The sequence below is a fragment of the Pseudomonas sp. ATCC 13867 genome (assembly GCF_000349845.1).
Classification (GTDB): Bacteria; Pseudomonadota; Gammaproteobacteria; order Pseudomonadales; family Pseudomonadaceae; genus Pseudomonas.
Genome location: NC_020829.1, coordinates 5295101 through 5309026, shown reverse-complemented (window position 1 = coordinate 5309026; position 13926 = coordinate 5295101). Strand labels below are relative to the sequence as shown.

General features: G+C 65.3%; 14 protein-coding genes. 8 read left to right on the top strand and 6 right to left on the bottom strand.

Annotated elements, in window-relative coordinates:
• Positions 1-81: 81 nt before the first annotated feature.
• Positions 82-1020 carry an alpha/beta hydrolase gene (locus tag H681_RS23770; protein WP_015479451.1) on the top strand — a complete coding sequence of 313 codons (939 nt, stop codon included), beginning with the start codon at positions 82-84 and terminating at the stop codon, positions 1018-1020.
• A gap of 138 nt (positions 1021-1158) precedes the next feature.
• On the opposite strand, the gene H681_RS23765 is transcribed toward H681_RS23770, so the two are convergent.
• Positions 1159-1899, bottom strand: coding sequence for a hypothetical protein (locus H681_RS23765; RefSeq protein WP_015479450.1), 741 nt, complete (start codon positions 1897-1899; stop codon positions 1159-1161).
• Between the two features lie 99 nt (positions 1900-1998).
• On the opposite strand from H681_RS23765, the gene H681_RS23760 reads away from it, so the two are divergent.
• Positions 1999-2622 (top strand): 2OG-Fe(II) oxygenase, encoded by a 624-nt coding sequence (locus H681_RS23760; protein ID WP_041712254.1) that lies wholly within the window; start codon positions 1999-2001, stop codon positions 2620-2622.
• A gap of 9 nt (positions 2623-2631) precedes the next feature.
• Here H681_RS23760 and H681_RS23755 read toward each other — a convergent pair whose 3' ends face one another.
• Positions 2632-3180, bottom strand: coding sequence for a DUF6160 family protein (locus tag H681_RS23755; protein WP_015479448.1), 549 nt, complete (start codon positions 3178-3180; stop codon positions 2632-2634).
• A 253-nt stretch (positions 3181-3433) separates the two neighbouring features.
• On the opposite strand from H681_RS23755, the gene H681_RS23750 reads away from it, so the two are divergent.
• Both H681_RS23750 and H681_RS23745 read left to right on the top strand, forming a co-directional pair.
• Positions 3434-3928 (top strand): DUF523 domain-containing protein, encoded by a 495-nt coding sequence (locus H681_RS23750; protein WP_015479447.1) that lies wholly within the window; start codon positions 3434-3436, stop codon positions 3926-3928.
• Between the two features lie 132 nt (positions 3929-4060).
• Entirely contained in the window at positions 4061-4492 is a 432-nt protein-coding gene (locus tag H681_RS23745; protein WP_041712253.1) for a DUF4399 domain-containing protein, read from the top strand.
• A 156-nt stretch (positions 4493-4648) separates the two neighbouring features.
• Here the strand turns inward: H681_RS23745 and serA are convergent, their stop codons facing one another.
• The gene (gene serA / locus H681_RS23740) at positions 4649-5878 is read right to left on the bottom strand and encodes a phosphoglycerate dehydrogenase (RefSeq protein ID WP_015479445.1); all 1230 of its coding nucleotides are present in this window, start codon (positions 5876-5878) and stop codon (positions 4649-4651) included.
• A gap of 193 nt (positions 5879-6071) precedes the next feature.
• Here serA and H681_RS23735 point away from each other — a divergent pair, with 193 nt between their 5' ends.
• The 4 genes from H681_RS23735 (at position 6072) to H681_RS23720 (ending at position 9787) form a co-directional block, all read left to right on the top strand.
• Positions 6072-7466 carry an FAD-binding oxidoreductase gene (locus H681_RS23735; protein ID WP_015479444.1) on the top strand — a complete coding sequence of 465 codons (1395 nt, stop codon included), beginning with the start codon at positions 6072-6074 and terminating at the stop codon, positions 7464-7466.
• Positions 7467-7625: 159 nt separating this feature from the next.
• Complete coding sequence (locus H681_RS23730; RefSeq protein WP_015479443.1) at positions 7626-8291, top strand: fumarylacetoacetate hydrolase family protein; 666 nt, start codon at positions 7626-7628, stop codon at positions 8289-8291.
• An 82-nt stretch (positions 8292-8373) separates the two neighbouring features.
• Positions 8374-9291, top strand: coding sequence for an SdiA-regulated domain-containing protein (locus H681_RS23725; protein ID WP_015479442.1), 918 nt, complete (start codon positions 8374-8376; stop codon positions 9289-9291).
• A gap of 118 nt (positions 9292-9409) precedes the next feature.
• Positions 9410-9787, top strand: a complete 378-nt coding sequence (locus H681_RS23720; protein WP_015479441.1) for a NirD/YgiW/YdeI family stress tolerance protein — start codon at positions 9410-9412, stop codon at positions 9785-9787.
• Positions 9788-9960: 173 nt separating this feature from the next.
• On the opposite strand, the gene H681_RS23715 is transcribed toward H681_RS23720, so the two are convergent.
• From H681_RS23715 to H681_RS23705, 3 genes are all read right to left on the bottom strand, one after another.
• On the bottom strand, positions 9961-10992 hold the full coding sequence (locus H681_RS23715) for a histone deacetylase family protein (protein WP_015479440.1): 1032 nt from the start codon (positions 10990-10992) through the stop codon (positions 9961-9963).
• 101 nt (positions 10993-11093) lie between these two features.
• Positions 11094-12479, bottom strand: coding sequence for an APC family permease (locus H681_RS23710; protein ID WP_015479439.1), 1386 nt, complete (start codon positions 12477-12479; stop codon positions 11094-11096).
• Positions 12480-12875: 396 nt separating this feature from the next.
• The gene (locus tag H681_RS23705) at positions 12876-13925 is read right to left on the bottom strand and encodes an ABC transporter substrate-binding protein (RefSeq protein ID WP_015479438.1); all 1050 of its coding nucleotides are present in this window, start codon (positions 13923-13925) and stop codon (positions 12876-12878) included.
• Position 13926 lies beyond the last annotated feature (1 nt).

Below are 13926 nucleotides of genomic sequence, written 5' to 3'. Positions count from 1 at the left end.
TGCCATGAGGACGGCCGCGGCTGAATATCCCGCAACGCGCAGTGCTCTTCCTTTCCCTCCCGTCGATAAGCGAATCGCCCCATGTCCGAAGCCTTCCAGCCCGATCTGCTGCGTCCGCTCCTGCGACCACTGACCGCAGCGACGACGGAGGGCGGGATCGCCTTGTACCAGCGTTTCTACGGGCTCGACCTGTCCGGGCGTCATCCCGGCCTGCAGAGCCGCCTGGGCACCTTCGAGGCGGGCGGCTATCGCATCGCCGCGCAATTCTGGCGGCCGGCGCTGGCGCGCGGCACCCTGCTGCTCTTGCACGGCTACTACGACCACATGGGGCTGTACCGCCACGTGATTGACTGGGCCGTCGGCCTGGGCTTCGCGGTGCTGGCCTGCGACCTGCCGGGGCACGGCCTGTCGGAAGGCAAGGCGGCCAGCATCGGCGACTTCTCCGAGTACCAGAGCGTGCTGGCCGGTCTGCTCGCCCAGGCCCAGGCGCTGGACCTGCCGCAGCCGTGGCACCTGTGCGGACAGAGTACCGGTGGGGCGATCCTGCTGGATTACCTGCTGACCGGCGATGCGCGGCCGGAATTGGGACGTACCATCCTGCTGGCGCCGCTGGTTCGTCCACGGGCCTGGGGCTGGTCGAAGTTGAGCTACCAGGTGCTGCGGCCTTTCGTGGATTCGATTCCGCGACGCTTTACCGATAACTCTTCCGATGCGGAGTTCCTGGCTTTCCTGCGGGATCGCGATCCGTTGCAGCCGCGCACGCTGCCAACTGCCTGGGTGGGGGCGCTGGCTCGCTGGATTCCGCATATCGAGGCGGCCTCGCCGGGCCAGCAGAGTCTGCTGGTGATACAGGGCGACGCCGACGAAACCGTGGACTGGCAATACAACCTGAGGGTGCTGGAGGACAAGTTCGAGAGGATCGAGTGCCTGCTGCTGACGGGGGCGCGGCACCATCTGGCGAACGAGAGCGAGACCCTGCGCCGGCGCTATTTCGAGTTTCTCAGCGAGCGCTTGGGATAGAGGCGGAACGAAGGCGGGAGGGGGTGTGTCCTTCACTCCTTGCGCCATCCTCCTCAGGCGCCACCCCCAGTACAACGGGGAGGATTCTACGGGCTCGGTTCCTCGGAATGGTCTTCAAGCTCGGCAGGAAAAGTCCGATTACTGAGCGCCAGACGAAACGGACAGCCCGGCGCGCAGGGCGGCCAGCGCGGCGCGGTAGTAGTCGCGTCCGGCCTGGGACTCGCTGAAGGCGGCGAACTGGCTCAGTTCGGCATCGCTCAGCCCGCGATAGACGTAGAGCAGGGTGTTATCCAGATCGGCGCCGATCTGCCCCATCAGCTTCTGCCGTTGGCCGTCGAGCATGCCCTGGGCCTGTCCGCCACCGAGCAGGCCGGGGAGCATCTGGCTCAGGCTGTCGGCGGCCACGCTGGCCAGCGCCAGGCTGACCTCGGCGCCGGCTTCGCGGGCCGGCAGAACCTGGCTCAGGCGATGGACGATCTGCTTGCGGGCCTCGCTGGCCTGCTGGCGCGGCAGGCCGTTGGCGTACTTCTGCAACTGGTCGCTGCGGGTGGCCAGGGACTCTGCGCCGGCGACCTTGCGGCCCAGCGGGGATTCGAAGAAATTCACCGCCGCCGTGCTGTCCGGCAGGTTCTGGCGCAAGCCGTTCAGGGCGCGCTGGTCGATGTCGGCGGCGGCGAAGCGGCGGTTGCTGTTGTCCACCAGGGCCTGGTAGAGCGCCGGCGGGAGATTGCCCTGGTAGCGCTTCTGCGCCGCGTGCAGGGCGTCATTGAAGTGCGCTCGCTGCTCCGGCCAGCCGGCGGCCTGGTACAGCCGCTGGTAGTTGTCGGCCAGGGCAGGCATGCCCAGTACAAGAAGGGTGAGGGCCAGCAGTACGCGCATTGCAACTCCTTTTGGGCGGCAGGGTTCGCTCGCCGGGGCTATTGTCGGCAAGGCTTGCCCTGCTTGTCGAGCCACTGGCGTCGGACGTTACAATGCGCAATGAACTTCGACGCCAATTCTCTCCCGTTGCAACGCATTGCCGACGACCTCGCAGAAAGGGGCTGGTCGGTGCAGGATGCCTTTCTTCCTGTTTCTCTGACCGCCGCGCTGGCGGCGGAGTGCCGTGCCTGTGACGTCGCCGGGATGCTGGCCGCCGCTGCCATCGGGCACGGAGACGGGCTGGCCGTGCGCGAAGGGGTTCGCGGCGACCGTACCCAATGGATCGAGCCCGGCCAGTCCGAGGCCTGCGACCGTTACCTGGCGGTGCTCGATGCCTTGCGCCGGCAGATCAACCGTTCGCTGTTCCTGGGGCTGGAGGACTTCGAGGGACATTTCGCCCTCTATCCGCCTGGCGCCTTCTACCAGAAACACCTGGACCGCTTCCGCGATGATGACCGCCGTACCGTATCGGTGGTGCTTTATCTCAACCCCGGCTGGCAGGAAGAGCAGGGCGGCGCCCTGCGGATGTACCTGCCCGGCGAGCAAACGCTGGACCTGGCGCCGTTCGGCGGACGGCTGGCGGTGTTCCTTTCCGGCGATTTTCCCCATGAAGTACTGCCCGCCAGCCATGATCGGTTGTCGCTGACCGGCTGGTTCCGCCGGCGCGGGGATTCGTCCTTCTGAGCCTTGGGCTCAGTGCCCCCAGACCTTGATGGTCCCGCTGATGTCTTGGATGTCGCGGACTTCCAGCCTTCCCAGGCGCCCGTTGCCGACATAGAGATCGCCCATCACCCGTACACGGATGGTCTGCGCCGGCAGGCCGCTGTTGTTGAGCTGCTGGTTGATGGCGGTGAGGTCCGGCAGCGTGAGGGCCAACTGTTGTGTGCCGTTGGCGCCTTGCACCACGTCGATCTTCAGGGTGGGCAGCTCGATGCCGAAGATCGGCAGGCTCAACCCCAGTTGCGCGGCGCCGTAGGGCAGGCTGCCGCCGCGGCCATTCGGGCAGTCGCCGGCGTTCACGCAGCCGTTGTCGATGTAGACGTTGCGCAGCGAGACGCTGCCGCCGTCATCGTTCCAGGCCGCGCTGCCGATGCGGGCCAGCACGTCGGCACGAATGCTGATGCCGTCCTGTCCGCTGACCGCGCCGAGGCGCTCGTTGTCGAGGGGCTCGAGGGCCGCCTGGCTGAGTGGCAGGTGGAATAGCGCCGCAGTGGCTGCGGACAGGGCGAACAGGCGGGACATGGTGGGGCTCCGTGGCGATTGGCCGGTGCGCCAGTCTGGTCAGGCGCTGGTCGGACGGCCAGTGCCGGGCAGCTGTTCCCGACAAAGGTTGTGCCCGGATGGCAGGCGACGACCGGTAGCGGAGCGCGCGCCCAGACTTTCGGCGGGCTCGAAATATCCGGAGGCGGATCGCCGATGAACGTCGTGTTACCCCGCGTGACCCGGTGGAGTCGAGCGGCTAGTCTGTGACGATTCGAAATGGAGTGATTGGCCCATGCAGAAGGTTCTCGTCAGCCGTTGCCTGCTCGGACACCGCGTTCGCTACGACGGTGGCGCGCACGGCCCGTTCGACCTGCTGGCGCGCTGGCTGGCGCAGGGGCGGGTGGTGGCGCTGTGCCCGGAAGTGGCCGGCGGCCTGCCGACGCCTCGCGCGCCGGCGGAGATTCCCGGCGGCCAGGGCATGGCGGTGCTGACGCGGGTCAGGCCGGTCGTCACCGTCGATGGCGAGGACGTCAGCCAGGCGTTCCTGGCGGGTGCCGAGGCGGCGGTGAAGCTGGTGCAGCATCACGATATCCGTCTCGCCGTGCTGAAGGCGCGCAGCCCCTCCTGCGGCCACCGCGAGAACTACGATGGCAGCTTCAGCGGGCAGAAGGTTGCCGGCGAGGGCGTCACCGCCGCCGCGCTCAAGCGCATGGGGGTCCTGGTGTTCAGCGAGGAAGAGCTGGATGCCGCCGCGGTCTGCCTGGCCGGGCTGGAAGCCGGGGGCTAGAGCGGTCGAAGACATTTGAAGACGCATTCTTTTTCTTGAGCCTGCGGTGGCGCCGCCTATGCTTGTGGGTTCCATGTGGGTGAGCGGCCCCCTTTTCGCCGCTTCCCGAATCCCGTGAAGAAGGAGAATCCCATGAGAACCATGCTGCCTTGCCTCGGCCTCGCTGCGCTGCTCGCCGCGACTTCCGCGGTCGCCGCCGATCTGCCGCGCACCCCCGCCCCGGAAGGCGCCAAGGTGTACTTCATCGAGCCGGCCGACGGCGCCACCGTCGGCAAGACCTTCACCGTCAAGTTCGGCCTCAAGGGCATGGGCGTCGCGCCCGCCGGCGTCGATTCGCCGGCCACCGGCCACCATCACCTGCTGATCGACCTGAAGGAGCAGCCGGCGATGAACCTGCCGCTGCCGATGACCGACACCATCAAGCACTTCGGCAAGGGCCAGACCGAGACCCAGGTGACCCTGCCGCCAGGCAAGCACACCCTGCAGTTGCTGGTGGGCGACAAGAACCACGTGCCATTCGACCCGCCGGTGGAGTCGCAGCAGATTACCGTCAACGTGAAGTGAGCCCGAAAGGCCGCTGCTTTTCGTAGGAGCGAGCTTGCTCGCGAACAATCCGCCATGACGCGGTTCGCGAGCAAGCTCGCTCCTACAAGGGAAACGCCCGGTGCAAAAACGAAAAAAGGAGGCCGAGGCCTCCTTTTTCTTGCCACCGTACCGCGCTTAGAACAGCACGCGGCTGCGGATGGTGCCGTTCACGTGCTGCAGCTTCTCCAGCGCCAGGTCCGAGTACTCGGCGTCGACGTCGATCACCACGTAGCCGACCTTGTCGTTGGTCTGCAGGTACTGGCCGGAGATGTTGATGCCGTTGTCGGCGAACACCTTGTTGATTTCGCTCATCACGCCCGGGATGTTGGCGTGGATGTGCAGCAGGCGGTGCTTGCCCGGGTGCGACGGCAGGGCCACTTCCGGGAAGTTGACGGAGGACACCGAGGTGCCGTTGTCGCTGTACTTGACCAGCTTCTCGGCCACTTCCAGGCCGATGTTGGCCTGGGCTTCGGCGGTGGAGCCGCCGATGTGCGGGGTCAGGATCACACGGTCCAGGCCACGCAGCGGGCTTTCGAATTCTTCGTCGTTGGAACGGGGCTCCACCGGGAACACGTCGATGGCGGCGCCGATCAGGTGCTCGTCCTTGATCGCGGCGGCCAGGTGGTCCAGCTCGACCACGGTGCCGCGGGCGGCGTTGATCAGGATGCCGCCTTTCTTGATGGCACGGATTTCCTTCTCGCCGATCATCCACTGGGTGGACGGCAGTTCCGGCACGTGCAGCGAAACGATGTCGGACATGCCGAGCAGATCGTGCAGGTTGCCGACCTGCTGGGCGTTACCCAGCGGCAGCTTGGTCACGGTGTCATAGAAGAACACCTGCATGCCCAGGGCCTCGGCCAGCACCGAGAGCTGGGTGCCGATCGAGCCGTAGCCGACGATGCCCAGCTTCTTGCCGCGGATCTCGAAGGAGTTGGCCGCGGACTTGATCCAGCCACCACGGTGGCAGGAGGCGTTCTTCTCCGGGATGCCGCGCAGCAGCAGGATGGCCTCGGCCAGCACCAGCTCGGCGACCGAACGGGTGTTGGAGTAGGGCGCGTTGAACACGGCGATACCGCGCTCGCGGGCTGCGTTCAGGTTGACCTGGTTGGTGCCGATGCAGAAACAGCCGACGGCGATCAGCTTCTTGGCAGCATCGAAGACTTCTTCGGTGAGCTGGGTGCGGGAGCGGATGCCGATGAAGTGTGCATCGGCGATCTTTGCCTTCAGCTCGTCACCGGACAGGGCAGTCTTGAGGTACTCGATGTTGGAGTAGCCGGCCGCCTTGAGGGTGTCGAGGGCGTTCTGGTGCACGCCTTCAAGGAGAAGGAATTTGATCTTGCTCTTGTCGAGAGAAGTCTTGCTCATCTGCTTTGAACCTGTAGTCCCGGGATGTGGCGAGAAATTGAACAGCTCAGGCCGGACCGGCCGGTGCCAGGCAGCTCGGCGCCAAGTGGCGATCTGTCTGGGGTGCGTATGCTAGCATGTTCTCCCTTTTCCTTGCCCGGTTGCGACCTGAGCTGTTCTCAGGACGACCATGAACCATTTGAGAGTTCCTCCAATGACCCGCGACGCCCTGATCGAATCGCTCAAGCCCCTGCTGGACGCCGGGAAGCTGCTGACAGACGCCGATTCCCTCGATACCTACGGCAAGGACTGGACCAAGCATTTCGCCCCGGCGCCCCTGGCGATCGCATTCCCCAAGAGTACCGAGCAGGTCCAGGCCATCGTCCGCTGGGCCAATGAGCACAAGGTCGCGCTGGTTCCCTCGGGTGGCCGTACCGGTCTCTCCGCCGCCGCCGTCGCCGCCAACGGCGAAGTGGTCGTGGCCTTCGACTACATGAACAAGGTGCTGGAATTCAACGAATTCGACCGCACCGTGGTCTGCCAGCCGGGCGTGATCACCAAGCAGCTGCAGACCTTCGCCGAAGAGCACGGCCTGTACTACCCGGTGGACTTCGCGTCGTCGGGTTCCAGCCAGATTGGCGGCAACATCGGCACCAATGCCGGCGGTATCAAGGTCATTCGCTACGGTATGACCCGCAACTGGGTGGCCGGCATGAAGGTCGTCACCGGCAAGGGCGACCTGCTCGAACTGAACAAGGACCTGATCAAGAACGCCACCGGCTACGACCTGCGCCAGCTGTTCATCGGCGCCGAAGGCACCCTTGGCTTCGTGGTCGAGGCCACCATGCGCCTGGAGCGTACGCCCAAGAACCTCACCGCGATGGTCCTCGGCACCCCGGACTTCGACTCGATCATGCCGGTGCTGCACGCCTTCCAGAGCAAGCTGGACCTGACTGCCTTCGAGTTCTTCTCCGACAAGGCGCTGGCCAAGGTCATGGCCCGTGGCGATGTACCGCCGGCCTTCGAGACCGACTGCCCGTTCTATGCCCTGCTGGAGTTCGAGGCGAGCACCGAGGAAGTGGCCAACGAGGCACTGGCCACGTTCGAACATTGTGTAGAGCAGGGCTGGGTGCTGGATGGCGTGATGAGCCAGAGCGAGCAGCAGCTGCAGAACCTGTGGAAGCTGCGCGAGTACATCTCCGAGACCATCTCCCACTGGACGCCATACAAGAACGACATCTCGGTGACCGTCGGCAAGGTCCCGGCCTTCCTCAAGGACATCGATGCCATCGTCGAAGCCAATTACCCCGACTTCGAAGTGGTGTGGTTCGGCCATATCGGCGACGGCAACCTGCACCTGAATATCCTCAAGCCCGAGAACCTGTCCAAGGACGAGTTCTTCGGCAAGTGCGCCACCGTCAACAAGTGGGTGTTCGAGACCGTGCAGAAGTACAACGGCTCGATTTCCGCCGAGCACGGCGTGGGCATGACCAAGCGCGATTACCTGGGGTACTCTCGCTCAGAGGCTGAAATCGGCTACATGAAGGCGGTCAAGGCGGTGTTCGATCCGAACGGGATCATGAACCCCGGCAAGATCTTCGCCGAGTAAGCCGACGCATACACAGGAGGGCCGGTTCTTTGGATAGAGGGGCCGGCCCTTCGCACGTCAGCGCCACAGGAAGTGGCGCGTGCGCCGGCAGGATGCGGGCAACCGCGCGGAACCACGAGCCCCGCGCGGCTCACTCTTCCATGCGTTCAGGAGTCGGTCATGAGTTACCAGCATCAGTATGTCGATGGCACCCCGATCCATTTCACCCTGGGCAAGGTGGTCTGCGTCGGCCGCAACTACGCGGAACACGCCAAGGAGCTGAACAACCCGGTGCCGACCGAGCCGCTGCTGTTCATCAAGCCCGGTTCCTGCACCGTCTCCCACGCGGGCGGCTTCGCCATCCCGGAAGACCGCGGCTCGGTCCACTACGAGGCCGAGATCGCCGTGTTGATCGGCAAGCCGCTGTCGCGCAAGCCGAGCACCGAGGAAGTGCTGGATGCCATCTCCGGCTACGCCCCGGCGCTGGACCTGACCCTGCGCGACGTGCAGGCCAAGCTGAAGGAAAAGGGCCTGCCCTGGGAGCTGGCCAAGTCCTTCGACGGCGCCTTCGTGCTGGCGCCCTTCGTCAGCGCCGACCACTTCCCGGACCCGACCGACATCGGCATCCGCCTGGAGATCGACGGTGAAGTCCGCCAGGACGGCAACAGCCGCGATATGCTCAACCCCATCGTGCCGCTGATCCAGCACATCTGCGGGCACTTCTCGCTGCAGCCGGGGGATGTGGTGTCCACCGGCACGCCGGTGGGCGTCGGCCCGCTCAAGAGCGGCAGCGCCGTGGTGCTGGAACTTCCCGGCGCCAGCCGTTTCGAAAGCCGCGTGCTTTAACCGTTGTCCCGCCGAAGGCCGCCGTTTGTGCGGCCTTCGCTTGTTGCGGGGTACCTTGCCGTGCTGACCAACAAGAGTCGTCATGACCATGTCCATCCTTCGTCCACGCTGGCTGCTGCTGGCTCTGCTGTTCGTCCTGGTGATCCTCGGCTACCTGACTTCCCGCTTCCATTGGGATGACCGCGCTCGCCTCTGGTTGCGCGAGCAGGACACCAGCGCCCAGGCGCGCTCGGAAAGCGTCTGGCTGCCCGGTTACCGCGCGGTGATACAGGCCAAGCCGCTCAAGGGTGGCCTCGAAGGACAGGAGACCTCCGACCTGGCCTACAACCCGGTGACCCGCACCCTGTTCACCGTCACCGGCAAGAAGCCGCTGCTGGCCGAGCTGTCGCTCACCGGTGATGTGCTGCGGGTGATCCCGCTGCTGGGCATGTCGAACCCCGAGGGCGTTGCGGTACTGGAGAGCGGCAATGTCGCCGTGACCGACGAACGCCAGAACTCCCTGACCATCTTCCATATCGACCCGCAGACCCGTGAGCTGAGCACCGCCAAGCTCTCCAGCTTCGACCTGGGCGAGCGCGGGAAGAAGAACAAGGGTATCGAGGGCATCGCCTGGGACCCACGGCAGCATCGACTGGTGCTGGGGCAGGAGCGTGACCCGCTGGCGCTGTTCACCCTCGCCAGTGACGGCGGCCCCCACCTGAGCGGTGCGCTGCAGCCGCTGCCCAGCGATCTGTTGATGACTAATGTCTCGGCTCTGAGCATCGACCCGCGTACCGGGCACACCCTGGTGCTGTCGGCGGAATCGCATCTGCTGCTGGAGTTGGACGAGAAAGGCGAGCCAATCAGCTTCATCAGCCTGCTCGGCGGGCTCAACGGCCTGGACGACCGCATCCCGCGCGCCGAGGGCGTAGCCATCGACGAGCAGGGCACCATCTACATGGTCAGCGAGCCGGACCTGTTCTACGTGTTCAAGCGCGAGCCGACCGCCAAAACAGATTGATCCAGAGCGGGGGAGTGCAGGTCGGATGGCTTTAAGGTTGGGTTAAGTCCGGATTCAGGCTGATTTCAGCCACTGGCACTAAGCTGACTCCATCGAAAACGCCGCAGGAGGCACTTCCATGAAACTTCGTCATCTCCCCCTGATCGCTGCCGCTGGTCTGTTCTCCACCCTCACCCTGGCCGCCGGCTACACCGGACCGGGCAGCGATGCCAAGCCCGTTGCCGCCGCCGCGCAGATCACCACGGTCAAGCAGGCGCAGTCCGCCGCCGACGATACCCCGGTGGTGCTCGAAGGCGTCATCACCAAGCGCATCGGCGGTGAGCACTACGAGTTCAAGGATGCCACCGGCAGCATCCAGGTCGAGATCGACCACGACGACTGGCCGGCCGGCGCCTCGGTCTCCGAGAACACCAAGGTGCGTCTGACCGGTGAGGTTGACCACCACCGGCAGAAGGCCACCGATATCGACGTGGACCGCGTCGAAGTCCTCCAGTAATCCGCTCTCGATAAAAAAGCCGCGCCGGGAACCCCATCCCCGGCGCGGCTTTTTTGCTTTTGGCATTTGATCTTTGTAGGAGCGAGCTTGCTCGCGAACATCTCCCAGCGCATGCCGGGCTATCTGTCGGATTGCCAGGGTTCGCGAGCAAGCTCGCTCCTGCAGAACAGCCCTCAACCGAAGCTTTCGAAACCCTGCAGCACGTTGATCGCGTTGATGCCGATCTCTTCCACCGCGTACCCCCCCTCCATGACGAACAGGGTCGGCAGGCCCAGCTTGCCGATGGCTTCGCCCATGCGCAGGTAGTCCGGGCTGTCCAGCTTGAACTGGGAGATCGGGTCCTCCTTGAAGGTGTCCACGCCCAGCGAGACGATCAGCACGTCAGGACGGTACGCCGAGATCTGCCGGATCGCCGCCTGCAGCGCCAGGCTCCACACCGACCAGTCGCTGCCCGAGGCCAGCGGGTAATTGAAGTTGAAACCTTCGCCCACACCCTCGCCCTTCTCGTCGGCGTAGCCGAGGAAGTACGGGTACTCGAAACGCGGGTCGCCGTGGATCGAGGTGAACAGCACGTCGGCGCGGTCGTAGAAGATATCCTGGGTGCCGTTGCCGTGGTGGTAGTCCACGTCGAGGATGGCCACCCGGCTGGCGCCCTGGTCGAGGATCGACTGGGCGGCGATGGCGGCGTTGTTGAGGAAACAGTAGCCGCCCATGAAGTCCGCCGAGGCGTGGTGGCCCGGCGGACGGCAGAGGGAGAACACCGAGCGCGCGCCCTTGGCCAGTTCGGCCTGGCCGGTCATGGCGACGTTCACCGAGCTGGTGATCGCCTGCCAGGTGCCGGCGGTGATCGGTGCGCCGGCGTCGAAGGAGTAGTAGCCCAGGCGGCCGTCGATGCTGTCGGGCTCCTTCTGCCGCAGGCGCCGGGTGGGCCAGGCGATGGGCAGCATGTCGTGGGTGCGGCCGGTGGCCAGCCAGTCGCGCCAGGCGTGTTGCAGGAAGCGCACGAAGCCTTCGTCGTGCACCCGCAGGATCGGCTCCAGCCCGAAGTCGCGCGGCGGCTGGATGTCGCCCAGTTTCACCGCCTTGACCCGGTCCAGCACCATGTCGGCGCGGCTGGGCTTTTCGAAGCAGGGAGTGAACTGGCCGCCGATCAGCTCGTGCTGACCGTGGTGCAAGCGATGGTCGTCGGTGTAGATCGTCAACATCACGCGCTCCTCATGGCGCCGGGTGGCGCCCGCTGGTTCCGGTTGTCGGGTCGCGTTCAACGCAGCAATGGGCATGGCCCGGCGCCGCGTCGAACACAGGGTCAGGCGTTTTCCTCGAAGTTCACGCTCGGCGCCTTGCGGCGGAAGCCGCCGGTGTGCAGCGCCAGGTAGGTGAAGCCGATGGCGAACCAGCTCAGGCCCACGATCAGGGTCAGCTGCGACAGGCTGGTCCACAGCCACAGGGTCAGGCACAGGCCGATGAAGGGAATCAGCCCGTACTTCAGCAGGTTGCCGGCGCCGCGGCGGCGTTCGACGCCCAGGTAGGTGCGGATCACCGCCAGGTTGACCACGGAGAAGGCCACCAGGGCGCCGAAGCTGATCATCGAGGCGAGGGTGGTCAGGTCCAGCACGATGGCCAGCAGGGAAACCGCCGAGACCACCAGGATCGCCACCACCGGGGTCTGGAAGCGCGCGTGGAGGACGCCGAACAGGCTGCGCGGCAGGATGCCATCGCGGCCCATCGTGAACAGGATGCGCGACACCGAGGCCTGTGAGGCCAGCGCCGAGCCGATGCAGCCGGCGATGTAGGCGGCGGTGAAGAAGTTGGTCAGGAACTGCCCGCCGGCCTTGAGCATCACCTCATTGGCCGCCGAGTCGGCGTTCTGGAACACGCTGCCGGGGAACACCAACTGGCTGATCACAGCCAGCAGGGTGAACATCAGGCCGGCGATGACAGTGGTGATGATGATCGCGCGCGGGATGTCGCGGCGGGCGTCACGGGTTTCCTCGGCCATCGTCGAGACGGCGTCGAAGCCCAGGAACGACAGGCAGAGCACTGCGGCGCCAGCCATCAGCGGGGCGAAGCCGGGCTGGCTGCCGTCGCCGACGAAGGGCAGGCTGAAGTCGATCGCGGCGCCACCGGCCAGGCTCTTGATCGACATCACCACGAACACCACGATGAACACCAGCTGAGCGCCGACGATGACGTTGCTCATGCCCGCCACCTGGCTGATGCCGACCACGTTGAGCACGGTGACCAGGGTGATGGAGGCGACCACGAACACCCAGGCCGGGACTTCCGGGAAGGCGATGTTCATGAACAGGCCGATGAGCAGGTAGTTGATCATCGGCAGGAACAGGTAGTCGAGCAGCAGCGACCAGCCGGACAGGAAGCCGACCGCCGGGCCGAAGCTCAGGCTGGTGTAGGAGTACGCCGAGCCGGCAATGGGGTACTTGCGCACCATGAAGCTGTAGGAGGCGGCGGTGAACAGCATCGCCAGCAGGGTGATCAGGTAGGCGCTGGCGGTACGCCCGCCGGTCATCTCGGTGACCACGCCATAGGTGGTGAACATGGTCAGCGGGACCATGTAGACCAGGCCGAAGAAGACCAGGGCGGGCAGGCCCAGGACGCGTTTCAGGCGGGCGTCGGCGGAGGCCGCGTCACCCTTGATGGTGTGTGCAGTGCTGGCGCTGTGTTGGCTGGCCATTGGGGATTCCTCGCGATTGTTCTGGCTTTTGTATGGAGCGCGATGGGACGGCGATCGGCGGCCGCCCGGTTGTCGTCGGGCTGCGGATCAGCCGCAGCAGCGACGACGGGCGAGGAATGAAGGGCTGTGCAGCAGGGTGACGCAAAAGCTGGTCATGGGCGTTCTCGGGGACTTTGTTCTTGTGGATAACGCGCTCGCGTTCCCTTGGGATTTTCCTGCGCCAGTCAGGTGGCGCCGGAGCTGGCCGCCTTTCCAGCCGCTCCCTGCGCGAGCCGCCCGACTCTAGCAACCGAGGGGGCCGGGCAGAACCTTGCAAAGGGTCAAAAAGGGATCGAGATGGCCAAATTGGCTGTCAGAGCCACCCGGCGCGCACCGCCGCGCCGGGTGACCTGCGGGTCATTTCTTCAGCTTGGTCCACACCTTGGAGCGCAGTTGCAGCGCCTTGGGCGAGCACAGCTGGAAGGGTTTGAGGCGGTCCAGCTTGTCGGCCGGGGTGTTGATCGCCGGGTCGTCGAACAGCTCCTTCTCCATGTACTTGTCCGAGCCTTCGATGGCGTTGTTGTACTTGGCGAAGTTGGAGGCGGCGGCAATGTTTTCCGGCTGCATCATCCAGTTCAGGAAGACGTGGGCTTCCTTGATGTTGGTGGCGTCCTTGGGAATGGCCAGGTTGTCGATGAACAGGCGGATGCCTTCCTTCGGATAGACGTAGACCAGGCTGGCGCGCTGGGCGTGGGCGCGGTGGAAGGCGCCGTTCCACTGCTGGTGCATGGAGACTTCACCGGCGGCCATGCGCTCGATGGTGCCGTCGCTGTTGTACATCGCCAGCATCGGCTTCTGCTTGAGCAGCAGGTCCTGGATCTTCGTCGCTTCCTTCGGGTCCTCGGTGCACTCGTCGATGCCCAGGTAATAGGACGCCGGGGCATACAGCTCCTCGATGGAGTTGAGCGCCACCACCTTGCCCTTCAGCTCGGCCGGCGGCTCGAAGAACGGCTTCCAGCTTTCCTCCAGCTTACCGCCGGGGACCTTGGCGCTGTCGTAGCTGTAGCCGGTGGTGCCCCACAGGTAGGGCACGGTGTAGTCGTGGCCCGGGTCGTAGGTCAGGGTCTTGAACTTGTCCTTGAGGTTGGCCAGGTTCGGCAACTGCGCCTTGTCGAGCTTCTGCAGCAGGCTTTCCTTGACGAAGATCTCGATGAAGCTGTCCGACGGCACCACCACGTCGTAGGCGCCGCCGCCGGCCTTGAGCTTGGCCAGCAGGGTTTCGTTGCTGTCGTAGGAGTCCAGGGTGGCGTGGATGCCGGTGTCCTTCTCGAACTTCTTCAGCAGCTCCGGCGGGAAGTAGTCCGACCAGTTGGCGAAGTGCAGGGTGCCTTCGGCGTGCGCGCTGCCGGCCAGCAACAGGCTGGCGGCGACGAGCGCGCGGGCGATGGGAGTACGGCGGAATTTCATC

Bases quoted from the DNA above. Each gene is read 5' to 3' on its own strand.
- H681_RS23770 (WP_015479451.1), top strand. From the start codon at position 82: ATGTCCGAAGCCTTCCAGCCCGATCTGCTGCGTCCGCTCCTGCGACCA.
- H681_RS23765 (WP_015479450.1), bottom strand. From the start codon at position 1,899: ATGCGCGTACTGCTGGCCCTCACCCTTCTTGTACTGGGCATGCCTGCC.
- H681_RS23760 (WP_041712254.1), top strand. From the start codon at position 1,999: ATGAACTTCGACGCCAATTCTCTCCCGTTGCAACGCATTGCCGACGAC.
- H681_RS23755 (WP_015479448.1), bottom strand. From the start codon at position 3,180: ATGTCCCGCCTGTTCGCCCTGTCCGCAGCCACTGCGGCGCTATTCCAC.
- H681_RS23750 (WP_015479447.1), top strand. From the start codon at position 3,434: ATGCAGAAGGTTCTCGTCAGCCGTTGCCTGCTCGGACACCGCGTTCGC.
- H681_RS23745 (WP_041712253.1), top strand. From the start codon at position 4,061: ATGAGAACCATGCTGCCTTGCCTCGGCCTCGCTGCGCTGCTCGCCGCG.
- serA (WP_015479445.1), bottom strand. From the start codon at position 5,878: ATGAGCAAGACTTCTCTCGACAAGAGCAAGATCAAATTCCTTCTCCTT.
- H681_RS23735 (WP_015479444.1), top strand. From the start codon at position 6,072: ATGACCCGCGACGCCCTGATCGAATCGCTCAAGCCCCTGCTGGACGCC.
- H681_RS23730 (WP_015479443.1), top strand. From the start codon at position 7,626: ATGAGTTACCAGCATCAGTATGTCGATGGCACCCCGATCCATTTCACC.
- H681_RS23725 (WP_015479442.1), top strand. From the start codon at position 8,374: ATGACCATGTCCATCCTTCGTCCACGCTGGCTGCTGCTGGCTCTGCTG.
- H681_RS23720 (WP_015479441.1), top strand. From the start codon at position 9,410: ATGAAACTTCGTCATCTCCCCCTGATCGCTGCCGCTGGTCTGTTCTCC.
- H681_RS23715 (WP_015479440.1), bottom strand. From the start codon at position 10,992: ATGTTGACGATCTACACCGACGACCATCGCTTGCACCACGGTCAGCAC.
- H681_RS23710 (WP_015479439.1), bottom strand. From the start codon at position 12,479: ATGGCCAGCCAACACAGCGCCAGCACTGCACACACCATCAAGGGTGAC.
- H681_RS23705 (WP_015479438.1), bottom strand. From the start codon at position 13,925: ATGAAATTCCGCCGTACTCCCATCGCCCGCGCGCTCGTCGCCGCCAGC.